The organism is Mesorhizobium sp. M0491 (assembly GCF_040321265.1).
Lineage (GTDB): Bacteria > Pseudomonadota > Alphaproteobacteria > Rhizobiales > Rhizobiaceae > Mesorhizobium.
The window spans coordinates 1-17,932 of the sequence record NZ_JAMYRE010000030.1 but is presented as its reverse complement, the minus strand read 5'-3'; the positions used below and the strand labels follow the sequence as shown (position 1 = coordinate 17,932).

The window sequence follows — 17,932 nt, the reverse complement described above, 5'->3', positions numbered from 1 at the left end:
CTTTGCGTTTCTCAGGCCGCGCGGGCGGCGAGGGGCGCCGCGATCAGCCTGCTACCATCGTGGCCTGATATATCGGCCTCGACGATCTCACCCGGTGCGCCCGTGCCGAGTGCGGCAAGCGTAAAACCCTCGGTGCGGCCAAGGCCGTCGCGCTCGATCAGGATCGACTGACGCGTACCGGTGAGCGACGACAGATGCCTGATATACGCAACTTCACCGGCGGCGCGCAGCCGGGCGGCGCGCTGCTTGACCAATTCACGGCGGAGCTGGGGCATGCGCGCGGCAGGCGTGCCTTCGCGTGGGCTGAACGGGAAGACGTGGAGATGGGTCAGGCCACACTCCTCGACGATTTTTTCCGAGTTCTCGAACATTTCGTCGGTCTCGGTCGGGAAGCCGGCGATGATGTCGGCGCCGAAGACGATACCGGGGCGCAGCTTGCGCACATCCTCGCAGAAGCGGATCGACTGGTCGCGCAGATGCCGGCGCTTCATCCGCTTCAGGATCATGTCGTCGCCCGACTGCAGCGACAGATGCAGATGCGGCATCAGCCGCGGCTCGGTGGCGATGGCGTTGAGCAGATCGTCGTCGGCCTCGATCGAATCGATGGAGGACAGCCGCAGGCGCTTCACGTCCGGCACCTGTTTCAGGATTGTTTTCACCAGCCTGCCGAGCTTCGGCGCGCCCGGCAGATCGGCGCCGAATGATGTCATGTCGACGCCGGTCAGAACGATCTCGGCATAGCCGTTGCCGGCGAGCCGCTTGACCTGCTCGACCACGGCGCCCATCGGCACCGAGCGCGAATTGCCGCGGCCGTAGGGAATGATGCAGAAGGTGCAGCGGTGGTCGCAGCCATTCTGCACCTGGACGAAGGCGCGTGCCCGGCCCTCGATGGCGTCGACCATGTGGCCTGCGGTCTCACGCACCGAAAAGATATCGTTGACGCGTGCCTTTTCGGTGTCGTTGACGCCGAAATCCGGCAGTGCGCGATAGGAGTTGGCCTTCAGCTTCTCTTCATTGCCGAGCACGAGATCGACCTCGTCCATGGCGGCGAATTTTTCAGGCTCGGTCTGCGCGGCGCAGCCGGTGACGATGATGCGCGCCTGCGGGTTGTCGCGGCGCGCCTTGCGGATCGCCTGCTTGGCCTGGCGCACTGCTTCGCCTGTCACGGCGCAGGTGTTGAAGATCATGGCGCCACCTTCCAGCGCGCCCAGACCGGCACTTTCAGCCTCGCGCCGCATCACCTGCGATTCATAGGTGTTGAGCCGACAGCCGAAGGTGACGACATCGATGCCCTGGGACATCGGGCTCTTGGGCAGAGCGGACATCAGGCCGCGCTTTCGGTGTCGCGGGCCCATGTCCCGTTCGACGGGTCGAAGCTGCCGGAAAATTCCCATTCGGCGGCGCCCGTCAGGACCACGTGGTCATCGTCGCGCCATTCGACATGCAGCATGCCGCCGCCGGGGGTCAACAGACTGACGCTGCGGCCGGTCCGGTTGGTGCGGGCAGCGGCCACGACGGCGGCGCAGGCGGCCGAGCCGCAGGCCTTGGTCAGTCCGGCGCCGCGCTCCCAGGTGCGGATGATCATCGTTTCGGGCGAAGTAACCTGAGCGATGGTGATGTTGGCGCGCTCGGGGAACATCGGGTGGTTCTCGAGCAGCGGGCCGAAGCGGTCGAGCTCATAGGACCAGACGTCATTGTCGACCCAGAAGATGGCGTGCGGATTGCCCATCGAGACGACCGAGGGTGAATGCAGCACCGGCGCGTCGATCGGGCCGATCTGCAGCTCGATCATCCGGGTGTCGCGGAACTCCTCGGCCAGCGGGATATCCTGCCAGCCGAAGCGCGGCGTGCCCATGTCGACCGAGATCGAACCGTCGGCATGTTCGCGCGCATTGAGGATGCCTGCCACGGTTTCGAAGGTGAAGATCTTCTGGCCGGTCTCGGCGGCGAGCGCCTGGACGACGCAGCGCATGCCATTGCCGCAGGCCTGGGCGCTGGTTCCATCGGAATTCAAGATGTCGATGAAAAAGGCGGTGCCCGGCGTCCTGGCGTCATGGATCGCCATGATCTGGTCGAAGCTGGTCGCGGCATCGGCATTCAGCGCAATCGCCGCCGCCGCCGTCACCCGATCGGCACGGCCACGCATATCGGCAACGATGATCTCGTTGCCGATACCGTTCATCTTGGCGAAAGGGGCGGTGCTGGCCATTGCTCCGAAAAATTCCGTATCCGTTTGGCGCTATATGGCGGAAACGGGCAGGAATTACCAGTGCGCAGCCGCTTGGTCACGGCGAAAGCGCCGGACTTACGTGACGGCGAAAATGCCCAGCACCATCAGCAGGAAAATGATCAGAACGATGCCGATAAGGATGCGCGCACCGGTGGCGGCGGCACCTGCCAGCGCCGGCATGCCGAGCAGACTCGCCGCCGCGGCGACGATCAGGAGAACGACGATCCATTTGAGCATGGCAATGCCTCGCAAACCGGCAGATTTTTCAACCACATGAAAACGCGGTTGCCGCGCTGGGGTTCCGTCGAAACCGATCAGGGCGCTATGTGCTCCGGCACATCCCATACCTCACCCGGCCGCAAGGCGCGAAAGCGCTCGCGGGGGATGCCTTGATCGTCAAGCGCCTCGGTCAATTTGCGCGCCGGCTCGTCGATCGGCTCGTCGGTGAGCTGGAAAGTGCCCCAGTGGCAGCCGGCGGCATGGGCGGCATTGCACAGCGCCATGCCTTGCACCGCCTCCCAGGGGTTCTGGTGCTGCGGCGCCATGAACCAGCGCGGCTCATAGGCGCCGATCGGCAGGATGGCGAAGCGGAAACCGCCATGTTTCTCAGCCATCAGCCGGTAGTTGATGCCATCGTGGAAGCCGGTGTCGCCGGCGAAATAGAGCTTGCTGTCAGGCGTTTCGACGACGAAGCCGGCCCACAGCGCCATGCGCCGGTCGCGGGCGCCACGCGCCGACCAGTGATGCACCGGCTCGACATGGACGGCGGCGCCATTGCCGATCTCGACCCTGTCGCCCCAGTCATGCGCCGACAGTCGCATGCCGGGCACGGCGGCTTCGATGATGGCGTCGTTGCCGAGCGGAGTGAGCACCAGCGGGTCGTGGCCGGCCTTCAGCCGCTTCAACGTGGCGAGGTCGAGATGGTCATAGTGGTTGTGGCTGACCAGAACGAGGTCGATCGACGGCAGGTCGGCAAAGGCGATGCCTGGCGCATTGATGCGTTTTGGTCCGGCGAAGGAAAGCGGCGACGCGCGCAGCGACCACACCGGATCGGTAAGAATGTTCAGACCGGCCGTCTGGACCAGCAAGGTGGAATGACCAACCATGGTCACTTCCAGCGCAGCGCCCTCGACCCGAGCCGTCGGTTTCGCCTGCGGAAAGGGGCTTGCATCGCTCGCCGGCCATTTCGAGCGCTGGCCATTCAACTGCCATTTCAGCAGGTCGGCGAAACGGCCGGGTGGCTGGCCGTCGGGATTGAAGAACAATGCGCCGTCGAAATGGTCGCTGGGCGGGCCGCTGTAATAGCGATTGGCGGCAGTCTTTCTCGCGGCCAATTTGCGGCTCCAGCAGGGTTTCGTTTCCAGACATAGGCGCTAAGGCGGTTCGCGCAAGCGTCCACCGACGAAGTGTTGACCGGAATTCCCAAGCGACGGGCGACAAGCGGTCAGCCGTCCCCATTGCGATAAAATTGCAACACTTCTGGCTGCAAACTGTATTTTAACCATATCGGGTTGAAATTTCGCCACCTTCTCCATCTTGGTGGGGGTGAGATTGTGCGGACGGCTTCCCCCCAGCCGGATCCGACGGAGGTTGGAATGACTTTTTCGAAAACCGGTCTGGTGGCCGTATCGCTGGCGGCGCTCGTTGCGAGCGGCTGTTCGACCTCACGTTTTTCCTCGATGGATGACCAGCAGCCGGCACCGCTGGAGGCCGCGCCCGCCGGCAAGGTGACGGCGAACCAACTGCCGCCGCCGGCATCGCCCGGCACCACCGACCCTTCGCAATTCCCGACCGCTCCGGCGAACACGCAGGTCGCCGCGCTGCCTTCGGATGGTTCGGCGCCGGCCGGCGCTTCGGACGTGACCGCCGCCAGCGTCGCCGGTGTCTGGAACGCCAGCGTTGCGGGCCAGAGCTGCAAGGTGGCGACACCGCAGACCAAATTCGGCGCCGGCTTCCGCGCCGGTCCGCTGCATTGCCCGGCGCCGATGGACGGCATCAAGTCGTGGAACGTCGCCGGCAAGCAGCTGACGCTCTATGACGAGAGCGGCGGTGCGCTGGCGCGGCTCTATTCCTCGGGCGGCTCGAAATTCGACGGCCAGACTTCCAACGGCCAGCCGATTTCGCTTACGAGATAGTTTTTGTTTTACGCAATTCCGGTTCCCGGAATCGCTCCAGAACGACGTGACCGATGCATCTGCGTGACGGCCTCCAGACCCATGCGACCGTTAGGCAGCGCTACGACCATCTGGTGGAAACCGGTACGATCGACCGCGATCCGGCGCAGGAACGGATCGTTGCGGCGCTCGACCGGCTGACCGATGAGATCTCGGCCAAGCGGCTGGCGCATAAGTCGAGCGCGCTGGGCTGGCTGTTCGCCCGCAAGCGCGAGACGCATGAGGCCGTCAAAGGCCTCTACATCCATGGCGGCGTCGGCCGCGGCAAGACCATGCTGATGGACATGTTCTTCGACTTGCTGCCGGTGCGGCGCAAGCGCCGCGTCCACTTCAACGACTTCATGGCCGACGTGCAGGACCGTATCCAGAAGCACCGGCAGGCGCGCAAGAATGGCGACGTCAGGGAAGACGATCCGATCCCGCCGGTGGCCAAGGCCCTTGCCGAGCAAGCCTGGGTGCTGTGCTTCGACGAGTTCTCGGTCACCGACATTGCCGACGCGATGATCCTGTCCAGGTTGTTTTCGGCGCTGTTTGCCAGCGGCGTGGTGCTGGTCGCCACCTCGAATGTGGCGCCGGAAAACCTCTACAGCGACGGGCTGAACCGCCAGCTTTTCCTGCCCTTCATCGGCATATTGGAGCGGCACACACAGGTGCTGGCGCTCGATGCCGACAAGGACTACCGGCTGGAAAAGCTCGCCCGGACACCGGTCTATGTGACGCCGGCCGACGCGGCGGCGGACCAGCTACTCGACGAGGCCTGGCAAGCCATGACGCGGGGCGCGCCGACCGCCGAGACGTCGCTGGCCCTCAAAGGGCGGCAGGTGATCGTGCCGCGTGCGGCGGGCGATGCGGCGCGGTTCTCCTTCGCCGATCTCTGCGAGAAGCCGCTTGGCGCGCGTGATTTCCTGGCGATCGCCGGGCGCTTCTCAACCATTTTCATCGACCACGTCCCGGTGCTCGGCGAAGGTAAGCGCAACGAGGCCAAGCGCTTCATCCTGCTGATCGACACGCTCTACGACCATCGTATGCGGCTGGTGGCGAGCGCCGAAGCGCCGCCGCAAGCACTTTATGCAGCCAAGCGCGGCGTCGAAGCCTTCGAGTTCGAGCGCACGGCATCGCGGCTGATCGAGATGCAAAGCCGCGACTGGCTGGAGGATTGGGCGGAGCGGCAGAAAGGAAAGCCGGCGGTGTCGGAAGCGTCGCAGGCGCAGGCCTAAAGAAAGCAATTGGCAGCTTAGGCGCCCCGCTCATTCCTGCTTCGTTGAAGATTGGCGAAATCGCGTGGCAATCGATCTCCCCCCTTGAGGGGGGAGATGGCCGGCAGGCCAGAGGGGGTTGGTTCGACCGGGCGCGGCACAGATGGCGCCAGCGCTTCACGCGCGGCGACCCCCTCTGTCGCCTTCGGTGACATCTCCCCCCTTGCGGGCAGGGCTATCGCACATGGATTCTTGCGAAGAAGAACCCCCACCCTAACCCTCCCCACAAGGGGGAGGGAACGCTGCCGCGTGCCTTTAATTCTTCTTGGCGCCGAAAAGACAGGCGATGCTCCTGGGCCAGCGCCAACGGAAGTCTCCCTCTCCCTTGTGGGGAGGGGTTAGGCGTGGGGGTCCGTGCCGGGCAGACATCTCAGGAATTCCATATGCGATAGCCCTGCCCTCAAGGGGGAGATTTGGCGACCGCCATCACAAGGGCGTCATCGCCTGCATCCAGCCTTACGATTTCCATCTTCGTCGGCTATTTCTTCCCAAGTCGGCTTACAAACTTTGACGTTTACGTAAATCCCAAATGATCTAACCGATTGAAAATACTGACACCAAAATAATCGTTTGAATTTTTTGCGTGCCGGGGCTATTGGGTGCGGCGAAAATTCGCGGTTCCCCGCAGCATTCCGGCCTCTTCTTCGACGCCGCCATCAAATCACCAGAGATTTGAGACGTCGTCACCGACAAAGGGAAAACATCCTCACATGGCACGCAACAAGATAGCGCTTATCGGCTCTGGCATGATCGGCGGCACGCTCGCTCACATGATCGGCCTCAAGGACCTCGGCGACGTGGTGCTGTTCGATATTGCCGAAGGTATCCCGCAGGGCAAGGGGCTCGATATCGCGCAGTCGTCGCCTGTCGATGGCTTCGACTCCAGGCTCACCGGCATCAACGACTATGCCGGCATCGAAGGGGCCGACGTCTGCATCGTCACCGCCGGCGTGCCGCGCAAGCCCGGCATGAGCCGCGACGACCTTTTGGGCATCAACCTCAAGGTCATGGAACAGGTCGGCGCCGGGCTGAAGAAGTACGCGCCGAAGGCCTTCGTCATCTGCATCACAAACCCGCTCGACGCCATGGTCTGGGCGCTGCAGAAGTTCTCAGGCCTGCCCAACAGCCATGTCGTCGGCATGGCCGGCGTGCTTGACAGCGCGCGCTTCCGCTATTTCCTGGCAGAGGAATTCAAGGTCTCGGTCGAGGACGTCACCGCCTTCGTGCTCGGCGGCCACGGCGATTCCATGGTGCCGATGATCCGCTATTCGACGGTATCGGGCATTCCGCTGCCCGACCTCATCAAGATGGGCTGGACCTCGAAGGAGAAGCTCGACCAGATCGTGCAGCGCACCCGCGACGGCGGCGCCGAGATCGTCGGCCTGCTCAAGACCGGTTCGGCCTATTACGCGCCGGCCGCTTCGGCGATCTCGATGGCCGAAGCCTATCTCAAGGACAAGAAGCGCGTGCTGCCCTGCGCGGCGTATCTCTCCGGCCAGTATGGCGTCAAGAACACCTATGTCGGCGTTCCCGTGGTGATCGGCGCCGGCGGCGTCGAGCGCATCATCGAGATCGAACTCAACAAGAGCGAGCAGAAGATGTTCGACTCCTCTGTGGCGACGGTGCAGGGCCTGACCGAGGCCTGCGTCAAGATCGCGCCGCAACTCGCCTCCAAATGAATCTCCAGTAAGTGAACCCCCAGTCGATCCGGAGACCACCCAGATGAACATCCATGAGTATCAGGGCAAGGCGCTGCTGAAGAGCTTTGGCGCGCCGGTGGCCGAAGGTGTGCCGGTGTTCAAGGCGAGCGAAGCGGAAGCCGCCGCCAAGGCGCTGCCGGGCCCGCTCTATGTGGTGAAGAGCCAGATCCATGCCGGCGGCCGCGGCAAGGGCAAATTCACCGAGCTCGGCCCGGACGCCAAGGGCGGCGTGCGGCTGGCGAAATCGGTGGCCGACGTCGTCGCCAACGCCAACGAGATGCTGGGCAACACGCTGGTGACCAAGCAGACCGGTCCGGCCGGCAAGCAGGTCAACCGCCTCTACATCGAGGACGGTGCCGACATCGAACGCGAGCTCTATCTGTCGATCCTGGTCGACCGTTCGGTCGGCCGCATCGCCTTCGTCGTCTCGACCGAAGGCGGCATGGACATCGAAGCGGTCGCCCATGACACGCCCGAAAAGATCATCACCGTCGCCATCGATCCGGAAAAAGGCGTCACAGCAGCCGACCTGAAGGCGCTCAACGGCGCGCTCAAGCTCGACGGCGATGCGGCCAAGGACGGCGATACGCTGTTCCCGATCCTCTACAAGGCCTTCGTCGAGAAGGACATGAGCCTGCTCGAGGTCAACCCGCTGATCGTCATGAAGAACGGCCGGCTGCGCGTGCTCGACGCGAAAGTGTCGTTCGACAACAACGCGCTGTTCCGCCACCCCGACGTGCTCGAACTGCGCGACACCACGGAAGAGGACGAGAAGGAAATCGAGGCGTCGAAATACGACCTCGCCTATGTCGCGCTCGACGGCAATATCGGCTGCATGGTCAATGGCGCCGGCCTTGCCATGGCGACGATGGACATCATCAAGCTCTATGGCGCCGAGCCGGCCAACTTCCTCGATGTCGGTGGCGGCGCATCCAAGGAAAAAGTCACGGCGGCGTTCAAGATCATCACCAGGGATCCGGCAGTCAAGGGTATCCTGATCAACATCTTCGGCGGCATCATGAAGTGCGACATCATTGCCGAGGGCGTCATTGCCGCGGTCAAGGAAGTCGGGCTGGAAGTGCCGCTGGTGGTGCGCCTGGAAGGCACCAATGCCGAGCTTGGCAAGAAGATCATCAACGACAGCGGCCTCAACGTGGTGTCGGCCGATGATCTCGACGACGCAGCCAAGAAGATCGTGGCGGCGGTGAAGGGCTGAGCGGATGCCTCCGCGCAAGATAAACCTCGTCGAGGCGGCGGATCGGACCATCACCAAGGTTTTCGATCCGCATATCGCCGGCGATGTCAACGACAGCCAGGCGAAGGTCGCCAAGTTCGGCGAGATGTTCGACTGGCATGCGCATGACAATGAGGACGAAGCCTTCCTCGTGCTGCGCGGGCGTATCGCCATCGATTTCCGTGACGGTCCCGTCGAGCTCGGCGAGGGCGATTTCATCGTCGTGCCGCGCGGCGTCGAACACCGGCCGCGCTCGCTGACTGCGGAACCCGTCGTGCTGATGTTCGAGCCGGCAACGACGCTCAACACCGGCAATGCCAAAAGCGACCTCACCGTCGCCGACCTGAAGCGGCTGTAACGAACTTGCGACTGCCACACAGTTACACATATACTGTGTGAAGTAGGCGCAGGAGAAAAGAGAAATGAAGAACATCACTCTGGCAGTCGAAGACGAGGTCTTGGAGCAGGTCAAGCTGACGGCCGCCGAACAGCGAACGACCGTCAACGCCATGGTGCGGGAGTTTTTCTCGGCAGTGGCCGCCAAGCGGTACGCCAAGGACGAGGCACGGCAGGCCCTTCTGCGGCTCGCCCGCGAGGCGGCAGGCGACATGGGTGGCAAGAAATGGAACCGGGAAGCTCTCTATGATCGCTGACTGCTTCCTCGACACGAACATCCTCGTCTATGCCGCCATCGGACACAAGGCCGAGCGCGCGAAGTATGAGCGCGCCGTGGAGTTGATCGCCAAGGAAGACTATTCGACCTCCGCACAGGTGCTGCAGGAGTTCTATGTCAACGTGACCAAGCGGGCTGAGGTCACACTGGCGCCGGCGAAGGCGGCCGAATGGGTCGCCGCGATCTCCATGAAGCCCTGCCAGGATCTGGATAGCGCCGTTGTAATGCAGGGCATCGCGAACGCGCAACGCTACCAGATTTCATATTGGGATGGCGCCATCATCGCCGCCGCCGAGCGCCTTGGCGTCAAGATACTCTACACCGAAGACCTCAACCACGGGCAGTCTTATGGCTCCGTGGTCGCCATGAACCCCTTCCGCAATCACTGATCAGGTCGCAAAAAATGTCCATTCTCGTCGACAAGAACACCAAGGTGCTGGTGCAGGGCCTGACCGGCAAGACCGGCACGTTCCACACCGAACAGGCGCTGGCTTATCACGGCACGAAAATGGTCGGCGGCATCCACCCGAAGAAGGGTGGCGAGACGTGGACCGGCGCGAAGGGCGAGAGCCTGCCGATCTTCGCCACCGTCGCCGAGGGCAAGGAAAAGACCGGCGCCAACGCCTCGGTCGTCTATGTGCCGCCGGCGGGTGCCGCCGAGGCCATCCTGGAAGCGATTGAGGCCGAGATCCCGCTGATCATCTGCATCACCGAAGGTATCCCGGTGATGGACATGATCAAGGTCAAGGCGCGGCTCGACCGCTCGACGTCGCGGCTGATCGGGCCGAACTGCCCGGGCGTGCTGACGCCCAACGAATGCAAGATCGGCATCATGCCCGGAAACATCTTCCGCAAGGGCTCGGTCGGCGTTGTTTCGCGGTCGGGAACGCTTACCTATGAGGCAGTGTTCCAGACCACCAATGTCGGCCTCGGCCAGACCACCGCCGTTGGCATTGGCGGCGACCCCGTCAAGGGCACCGAATTCATCGACGTGCTCGAAATGTTCCTCGCCGATGACGAGACCAAGTCGATCATCATGATCGGCGAGATCGGCGGTTCCGCCGAGGAAGACGCCGCGCAGTTCCTCAAGGACGAAGCCAAGCGTGGCCGAAGCAAGCCGATGGCCGGTTTCATCGCCGGGCGCACGGCGCCGGCCGGCCGCACCATGGGCCATGCGGGCGCGGTCATCTCCGGCGGCAAGGGCGGCGCGGAAGACAAGATCGCGGCGATGGAATCGGCTGGGATAAAAGTATCGCCCTCGCCGGCGCGGCTAGGCACGACGCTGGTCGAGGCGATCAAGGGTTAAGGCAGTAAGGGAGTAGGGCAGTATGGCAGTAGGGGAATAGGAAGAACGGGACGAGCGGCGGCAACCGCCTGCTTTCCCTACTGCCTTACTCCCCTACTGCCCTACTCCCCTCCAAAAACAGGAGACGGAGCCAGGCTCCGCGGACAAAAATGGCAAGACAAGATCAGGCCAACGACCAATTTTCGCTCACCTCATTCCTCTATGGCGGCAACGCCGATTACATCGACGCGCTCTACGCCGCCTATGAGGACGATCCCGCCTCGGTCAATCCCGAATGGCAGGAGTTCTTCGCCGGGCTGAAAGACGATGCCGGCGATGTGCGCAGGAATGCCAAGGGCGCCTCCTGGGCCAAGCCCTCCTGGCCGCTGCAGGCGAATGGCGAACTGGTCTCGGCGCTCGACGGCAACTGGGGCATCGTCGAGAAGACGATCGAAAAGAAGGTCAAGGACAAGGCGGTCACCAACGGCGTCGTCCTGTCCGATGCCGACGTGCACCAGGCGACGCGCGATTCGGTGCGCGCCATCATGATGATCCGCGCCTACCGCATGCGCGGCCATCTGCACGCCAATCTCGATCCGCTCGGCATCGCCAAGCCGCTCGAGGATTACAACGAGCTGTCGCCGGAGAACTATGGCTTCACCGAAGCCGACTATGACCGGCCGATCTTCCTCGACAATGTGCTCGGCCTTGAATTCGGCACCATCCGGCAGATGCTGGAAATCCTGACCCGAACCTATTGCTCGACGCTCGGCGTCGAGTTCATGCATATTTCGGACCCCGAGGAAAAGGCCTGGATCCAGGCCCGCATCGAGGGCGCCGACAAGGAGATCACCTTCACCGCCACCGGCAAGAAGGCGATCCTGCAGAAGCTGGTCGAGGCCGAAGGCTTCGAGCAGTTCATCGACGTCAAGTACAAGGGCACCAAGCGCTTCGGCCTCGATGGCAGTGAAGCGCTGATCCCGGCGCTGGAGCAGATCGTCAAGCGCGGCGGCCAGCTCGGCATGAAGGAGATCGTGCTCGGCATGGCGCATCGCGGCCGGCTGAACGTGCTCTCCCAGGTGATGGCCAAGCCGCACCGCGCCATCTTCCACGAGTTCAAGGGCGGCTCGGCCGCACCCGACGAGGTCGAGGGCTCGGGCGACGTCAAGTACCATCTCGGCGCCTCGTCGGACCGCGAGTTCGACGGCAACAAGGTGCATCTGTCCCTGACTGCCAACCCCTCGCATCTGGAAATCGTCGATCCGGTGGTGATGGGCAAGGCGCGCGCCAAGCAGGATTACCTGTTCGGCCGCAGCCGCGAGGAGATCGTACCGCTGGAAGAGCGCGCCAAGGTGCTGCCGCTCTTGCTGCATGGCGATGCCGCCTTCGCCGGTCAGGGCGTGATCGCCGAGATCCTCGGCCTGTCCGGCCTGCGCGGCCACCGCGTCGCCGGCACGCTGCACTTCATCATCAACAACCAGATCGGTTTCACCACCAACCCGCGCTTCTCGCGCTCGTCGCCCTATCCATCAGACGTGGCCAAGATGATCGAGGCGCCGATCTTCCACGTCAATGGCGACGACCCGGAAGCCGTGGTGCACGCCACCAAGGTGGCGATCGAATTCCGCATGAAGTTCTTCAAGCCTGTTGTGGTCGATATGTTCTGCTATCGCCGCTTCGGCCACAATGAGGGCGACGAGCCGGCCTTCACCCAGCCGATCATGTATCGCAACATCCGCACCCACAAGACGACGGTCCAGATCTATGGCGACCGGCTGATCGCCGAGGGTCACATCAGCCAGGCTGAACTCGACCAGCTCAAGGCCGACTGGCGGGCGCATCTGGAATCGGAATGGGAAGTCGGCCAGCACTACAAGCCCAACAAGGCCGATTGGCTGGACGGCGCCTGGTCGGGCCTGCGCACCGCCGACAACCAGGATGAACAGCGGCGCGGCAAGACCGCCGTGCCGGTCAAGACGCTGAAGGAAATCGGCAAGAAGCTGACCGAGGTGCCGAAGGATTTCGAAGCGCACAAGACGATCATCCGCTTCCTCGAGAACCGCCGCCAGGCGATCGAGTCGGGCGAAGGCATCGACTGGTCAACGGCCGAGGCGCTGGCCTTCGGCGCCATCCTGCTCGACGGCAATCCGATCCGCCTGTCGGGCCAGGATTCCGAACGCGGCACCTTCTCGCAGCGCCATTCGGTCCTTTACGACCAGCGCGACGAGACCCGTTACATCCCGCTCAACAATCTGTCGGCGGCTCAAGCTGGCTACGAAGTCATCAACTCGATGCTGTCGGAAGAGGCGGTGCTGGGCTTCGAATATGGCTACAGCCTGGCCGAGCCGAAGGCGCTGACCTTGTGGGAAGCGCAGTTCGGCGACTTCGCCAACGGTGCCCAGGTGGTGTTCGACCAGTTCATCTCCAGCGGAGAGCGCAAGTGGCTCAGAATGTCGGGCCTCGTCTGCCTGTTGCCGCATGGCTATGAAGGCCAGGGTCCGGAACACTCTTCGGCCCGGCTCGAACGCTTCCTGCAGCTTTGCGCCGAAGACAACATGCAAGTGGCCAACTGCACGACGCCGGCCAACTACTTCCACATATTGCGCCGGCAGCTGAAGCGCGACTTCCGCAAGCCGCTGATCCTGATGACGCCGAAATCGCTGCTGCGCCACAAGCGGGCGGTGTCGACGCTGCCGGAAATTTCGGGCGAAAGCTCGTTCCACCGGCTGCTTTGGGACGACGCGCAACTGCTTTCCGGGCAGGCGATCAAGCTCACCAAGGATTCGAAGATCCGCCGCGTCGTGCTGTGCTCGGGCAAGGTCTATTACGACCTCTATGAGGAGCGCGAGAAGCGCGGCATCAACGACATCTATCTGCTGCGCGTCGAACAGCTCTATCCGTTCCCGGCCAAGGCGCTGATTACGGAACTGTCGCGTTTCCGCAATGCCGAGATGGTCTGGTGCCAGGAGGAGCCCAAGAACATGGGCGCCTGGTCGTTCATCGACCCGTATCTGGAATGGGTGCTGGCGCATATCGACGCCAAGCATCAGCGGGTGCGCTACACCGGCCGTCCTGCCGCCGCCTCGCCGGCGACCGGACTGATGTCAAAGCATCTCGCCCAGCTCGCCGCCTTGCTCGAAGACGCGCTTGGTGAATAGAGAATATCTGGGCGAACAACAGAACCGAAAGAAAACGGACAGGCACAATGGCTACCGAAATCCGCGTTCCCACTCTCGGCGAATCCGTCACTGAAGCGACCGTCGGCAAATGGTTCAAGAAGGTTGGCGATACAATCGCCGCCGATGAACCGCTGGTCGAGCTCGAGACCGACAAGGTGACGGTGGAGGTGCCTGCCGCCGCCGCCGGCACTCTGGGTGAGATCACCGTCAAGGAAGGTGAGACGGTCGGTGTCGGCGCGCTGCTGGGTTCGATTTCGGCAGGCGGCGCGGCCGCCGCGCCGGCAACCAAGCCGCAGGCGGTGTCGCAGGCCTCGTCGCCGGATGCGGCATCGACCGGCAAGCAGGCCGCGGCCGAGACCGCCAAGATCGCCGGCGACGCCGGCCCGGTCGAGCCGCGCACCATGCCACCGGCACCGGCCGCGGCGAAACTGATCGCCGAAAGCAATCTCTCGGTCGACCAGATCTCCGGTTCGGGAAAGCGTGGCCAGGTGCTGAAAGGCGACGTGCTCGACGCCATCTCCAAAGGCGCGCCGTCACAGCCGGCAGAGACGCCGAAGGCGGCACCTGCACCGGTTGCCGTGCGCGCGCCATCCTCCGGCGACGACGCCTCGCGCGAGGAGCGCGTGCGCATGACCAAGCTGCGCCAGACCATCGCGCGCCGCCTCAAGGAAGCGCAGTCGACCGCCGCCATGCTGACCACCTTCAACGAGGTCGACATGTCAGCGGTGATGGCGCTGCGCACCAAATACAAGGACGTGTTCGAGAAGAAGCATGGCGTGAAGCTCGGCTTCATGGGCTTCTTCACCAAGGCCGTCACCCACGCGCTGAAGGAAATCCCTTCGGTCAATGCCGAGATCGACGGCACCGACATCATCTTCAAGAACTATGCCCATATCGGCGTCGCCGTCGGCACCGAAAAGGGCCTCGTCGTCCCGGTCGTGCGCAATGCCGACCAGATGTCGATCGCCGAGATCGAGAAGGACATCGGCCGGCTGGGCATCGCCGCCCGCGACGGCAAGCTGTCGGTCGCCGACATGCAAGGCGGCACGTTTACGATTTCCAACGGTGGCGTTTACGGGTCGCTGATGTCGACGCCTATCCTCAACGCGCCGCAGTCGGGCATTCTTGGCATGCACAAGATCCAGGAGCGGCCTGTCGTGGTCGGCGGCCAGATCGTGATCCGGCCGATGATGTATCTGGCGCTCAGCTACGATCACCGCATCGTCGACGGTAAGGAAGCAGTGACCTTCCTGGTCCGCGTCAAGGAAAGCCTGGAGGATCCGGAACGGCTGGTGCTTGATCTCTGAGGTCTGGTGCTGATCCGGCTGTTGGAATGCGTGCCGGAGGAAGGGATCTGCGCGGCAGAATGACGACCCGTTCCCTTAGCCTTTCCAAGGTGCTTTCGATCGCATCGATCGCGGCCGGCATGGTGCTGGCCACCGCCGGCGCCCATGCAGCCTGTCCGATCGAGCTCGCCGTCTATGGCGACGCCCAGAGCGGCAGCGAAATCGATTTCACGCCGACCGGCACCTCGGCGACCGTCACCAACAGCTTCCGCATGATCCTCGACAACAATGTGGTGCTCAACGGTATCGTTATGTGGAACGAAGGCGTGTCGCGGCCGAACGGCGCGCTGATGTACAAATGCCCCGAAGGCGACGTCACCGGCGAGGAGCTTGCTGCCTGCACGCCCTGGCATGGCGTCATCTACACGTCGGATGACAAGGGCAACATCGGACTGCTGCCGGCCGAAGGGGTCGAAGCGCCGAAGACGCTGATCCTGCCGGACCTCGGGCCGGCGTTGCGCCAATCCTCGGCCTATGGCGGCAGCGGGTTTTCGAAAGTGCCGTGGGATGTGTTTGTCTTGAAGGGATGCCAGGAATGAGCGAGGCGAAAAAGGTGCTGCTGGTCACCGGCGGTAGCCGCGGCATTGGCGCCGCGGTCTGCCGGCTAGGATCGAAGGCCGGCTACCGCGTGGCGGTCAACTATGCCTCGAACCAGGCTGCCGCTGACGCAGTGGTCGCCGAGATCAAGGCCGGCGGCGGCGAGGCCTTAGCCGTCAAGGGCGATGTCGGCAGCGAGGCCGATATCGTGGCCATGTTCGAGGCCGTCGACCGCGCTTATGGCCGGCTCGACGCCTTCGTCAACAATGCCGGCATCGTCGACGTCAAGGCGCGTGTCGACGAGATGGACGTCGCGCGGCTGGAGCGCATGATGCGCATCAATGTCGTCGGCTCGTTCCTGTGTGCCCGCGAAGCGGTGAAGCGCATGTCGACCCGTCATGGCGGGGCGGGCGGATCGATCGTCAACATCTCGTCGGCGGCAGCGACGTTGGGCTCGCCGGGCGAATTTGTCGACTATGCCGCCTCCAAGGGTGCCATCGACACGTTCACCGTCGGGCTCGCCCGTGAGGTCGCACTGGAAGGCATTCGCGTCAATGCGGTGCGGCCCGGCCTCATCGATACCGAGATCCATGCCTCCGCCGGGCAGCCGGACAGGATAGAGCGGTTCCGCGACCTGCTGCCGATGAAAAGAGCCGGCACGGCTGATGAAGTCGCGGGCGCGGTTCTCTATCTTCTATCCGACGCCGCGTCCTATACGACGGGCGCGATCCTGAATGTAAGCGGCGGCCGCTGAGCGCCAAGCAAAGGGAAACAAACATGGCTTATGACGTCGTTATCATCGGATCGGGACCGGGCGGCTATGTCTGCGCCATCAAGGCGGCGCAGCTCGGGCTCAAGGTTGCGGTGGTCGAGAAGAATGCCACCTTCGGCGGCACCTGCCTGAACATCGGCTGCATCCCGTCCAAGGCCCTGCTCCATGCCTCCGAGATGTTCGCCGAGGCCGGCCACTCCTTCGACACGCTCGGCGTCGAGATATCAGCGCCGAAATTGAACCTGAAGAAGATGATGGCGCACAAGGATGCGACGGTGACGTCGAACGTCAACGGCGTCGCCTTCCTGTTCAAGAAGAACAAGATCGACAGCTTTCGCGGCACCGGCAAGGTGGTCGCGGCCGGCAAGGTCTCGGTGACCGGCGAGGACGGCAAGGTCGAGGAGATCGAGACCAAGAACATCGTCATCGCCACCGGATCGGATGTCGCCGGCATTCCCGGCGTCAAGGTCGACATCGACGAGAAGGTGATCGTGTCGTCGACCGGCGCGCTGTCGCTGGAGAAGGTGCCCGGCCATCTGGTGGTGGTCGGCGGCGGTGTCATCGGGCTCGAGCTCGGCTCGGTGTGGGCGCGGCTCGGCGCCAAGGTCACCGTGGTCGAATTCCTCGACACCATCCTGGGCGGCATGGACGGCGAGGTCTCCAAGCAGTTCCAGCGGCTGCTATCCAAACAGGGTTTCGAGTTCAAGCTCGGCGCCAAGGTCACCGGCGTCGCCAAGGCCAAGAAGGGTGCCACGGTCACCTTCGAGCCGGTCAAGGGCGGCGCCGCCGAGACGATCGAGGCCGATGCCGTGCTGATCGCCACCGGGCGCCGGGCCTATGCCGACAGTCTCGGGCTGAAGGAAGTCGGCGTCGAGGTCGACGAGCGCGGCCGCGTCAAGACCGATGGCCATCTCAAGACCAATGTCCCGGGCATCTATGCCATCGGCGATGTCATCGCCGGGCCGATGCTGGCGCACAAGGCCGAGGACGAGGGCGTGGCGGTAGCGGAAGCCATTGCCGGCCAGGCCGGCCACGTGAACTATGACGTCATTCCGAGCGTCGTCTACACCAGCCCGGAAATCGCCTCGGTCGGCAAGACCGAGGAAGAGTTGAAGAAGGCCGGCATCGACTACAAGGTCGGAAAGTTCCCGTTCAGCGCCAATGGCCGGGCGCGCGCCATGCTGCACACCGACGGTTTTGTGAAGATCCTCGCCGACAAGCAAAGCGACCGCGTGCTCGGCGTGCATATCGTCGGCTTCGGCGCCGGCGAGATGATCCACGAGGCGGCGGTGCTGATGGAGTTCGGCGGCTCCTCGGAGGATCTCGCCCGCACCTGCCATGCGCATCCGACGATGTCGGAGGCGATCAAGGAGGCGGCGCTGGCCACGTTCTTCAAGCCCATCCACACCTAAAAGGCCAATGCTTCGTCATCCTCGGGTTAAGCCCGCGGTGGGCGTAGGCACCGGGTCCACACATACCAAAACCGCCCGCGGTGAGGGGGCCGGTGGGTTTTTTTTTAGGGACCAGGAGTTGGGCGGGGGGGGCG

At 63.6% G+C, this 17,932-nt stretch carries 17 protein-coding genes; 13 read left to right on the top strand and 4 right to left on the bottom strand.

Features of this window, described 5'->3' with window-relative positions; translation table 11 throughout:
* Positions 1–11 precede the first annotated feature (11 nt).
* The 4 genes from mtaB to NKI69_RS29455 form a co-directional block, all read right to left on the bottom strand.
* Entirely contained in the window at positions 12–1,325 is a 1,314-nt protein-coding gene (mtaB, locus tag NKI69_RS29470) for a tRNA (N(6)-L-threonylcarbamoyladenosine(37)-C(2))-methylthiotransferase MtaB (protein WP_031213274.1), read from the bottom strand.
* Positions 1,325–2,209, bottom strand: coding sequence for a diaminopimelate epimerase (dapF, locus tag NKI69_RS29465; protein ID WP_023811291.1), 885 nt, complete (start codon positions 2,207–2,209; stop codon positions 1,325–1,327). Before dapF ends, mtaB begins: the two co-directional genes overlap by 1 nt.
* Before the next feature lie 96 nt (positions 2,210–2,305).
* Positions 2,306–2,467, bottom strand: coding sequence for a DUF1328 family protein (locus tag NKI69_RS29460; RefSeq protein WP_023811290.1), 162 nt, complete (start codon positions 2,465–2,467; stop codon positions 2,306–2,308).
* Positions 2,468–2,544: 77 nt separating this feature from the next.
* Positions 2,545–3,564, bottom strand: coding sequence for an MBL fold metallo-hydrolase (locus tag NKI69_RS29455; protein ID WP_023811289.1), 1,020 nt, complete (start codon positions 3,562–3,564; stop codon positions 2,545–2,547).
* 261 nt (positions 3,565–3,825) lie between these two features.
* On the opposite strand from NKI69_RS29455, the gene NKI69_RS29450 reads away from it, so the two are divergent.
* From NKI69_RS29450 to lpdA, 13 genes are all read left to right on the top strand, one after another.
* Positions 3,826–4,365: a protease inhibitor Inh/omp19 family protein gene (locus NKI69_RS29450; RefSeq protein ID WP_023811288.1), complete on the top strand. Its 540-nt coding sequence runs from the start codon at positions 3,826–3,828 to the stop codon at positions 4,363–4,365.
* 53 nt (positions 4,366–4,418) lie between these two features.
* Positions 4,419–5,621: a cell division protein ZapE gene (gene zapE, locus NKI69_RS29445; protein ID WP_023811287.1), complete on the top strand. Its 1,203-nt coding sequence runs from the start codon at positions 4,419–4,421 to the stop codon at positions 5,619–5,621.
* A gap of 749 nt (positions 5,622–6,370) precedes the next feature.
* The gene (mdh, locus tag NKI69_RS29440) at positions 6,371–7,339 is read left to right on the top strand and encodes a malate dehydrogenase (protein ID WP_013528846.1); all 969 of its coding nucleotides are present in this window, start codon (positions 6,371–6,373) and stop codon (positions 7,337–7,339) included.
* Between the two features lie 43 nt (positions 7,340–7,382).
* Positions 7,383–8,576: an ADP-forming succinate--CoA ligase subunit beta gene (gene sucC / locus NKI69_RS29435; protein WP_023811286.1), complete on the top strand. Its 1,194-nt coding sequence runs from the start codon at positions 7,383–7,385 to the stop codon at positions 8,574–8,576.
* Positions 8,577–8,580: 4 nt separating this feature from the next.
* A complete protein-coding gene (locus NKI69_RS29430) occupies positions 8,581–8,952 on the top strand; it encodes a cupin domain-containing protein (RefSeq protein ID WP_023811285.1) in 372 nt (123 codons plus the stop codon).
* A 64-nt stretch (positions 8,953–9,016) separates the two neighbouring features.
* Positions 9,017–9,247 (top strand): hypothetical protein, encoded by a 231-nt coding sequence (locus tag NKI69_RS29425; RefSeq protein WP_023811284.1) that lies wholly within the window; start codon positions 9,017–9,019, stop codon positions 9,245–9,247.
* Positions 9,237–9,656 (top strand): PIN domain-containing protein, encoded by a 420-nt coding sequence (locus tag NKI69_RS29420; protein ID WP_023811283.1) that lies wholly within the window; start codon positions 9,237–9,239, stop codon positions 9,654–9,656. The genes NKI69_RS29425 and NKI69_RS29420 overlap by 11 nt, the downstream gene beginning before the upstream one ends.
* Before the next feature lie 14 nt (positions 9,657–9,670).
* Positions 9,671–10,573 carry a succinate--CoA ligase subunit alpha gene (gene sucD / locus NKI69_RS29415; RefSeq protein WP_023811282.1) on the top strand — a complete coding sequence of 301 codons (903 nt, stop codon included), beginning with the start codon at positions 9,671–9,673 and terminating at the stop codon, positions 10,571–10,573.
* A gap of 149 nt (positions 10,574–10,722) precedes the next feature.
* Positions 10,723–13,710, top strand: a complete 2,988-nt coding sequence (locus NKI69_RS29410) for a 2-oxoglutarate dehydrogenase E1 component (protein WP_023811281.1) — start codon at positions 10,723–10,725, stop codon at positions 13,708–13,710.
* Between the two features lie 47 nt (positions 13,711–13,757).
* The gene (odhB, locus tag NKI69_RS29405; RefSeq protein WP_023811280.1) at positions 13,758–15,038 is read left to right on the top strand and encodes a 2-oxoglutarate dehydrogenase complex dihydrolipoyllysine-residue succinyltransferase; all 1,281 of its coding nucleotides are present in this window, start codon (positions 13,758–13,760) and stop codon (positions 15,036–15,038) included.
* A 59-nt stretch (positions 15,039–15,097) separates the two neighbouring features.
* Complete coding sequence (locus tag NKI69_RS29400; protein WP_023811279.1) at positions 15,098–15,616, top strand: hypothetical protein; 519 nt, start codon at positions 15,098–15,100, stop codon at positions 15,614–15,616.
* On the top strand, positions 15,613–16,368 hold the full coding sequence (locus NKI69_RS29395; RefSeq protein WP_023811278.1) for an SDR family oxidoreductase: 756 nt from the start codon (positions 15,613–15,615) through the stop codon (positions 16,366–16,368). The genes NKI69_RS29400 and NKI69_RS29395 overlap by 4 nt, the downstream gene beginning before the upstream one ends.
* Before the next feature lie 23 nt (positions 16,369–16,391).
* Positions 16,392–17,798, top strand: coding sequence for a dihydrolipoyl dehydrogenase (lpdA, locus tag NKI69_RS29390; RefSeq protein ID WP_352723059.1), 1,407 nt, complete (start codon positions 16,392–16,394; stop codon positions 17,796–17,798).
* The last annotated feature ends 134 nt before the right edge of the window (positions 17,799–17,932 follow it).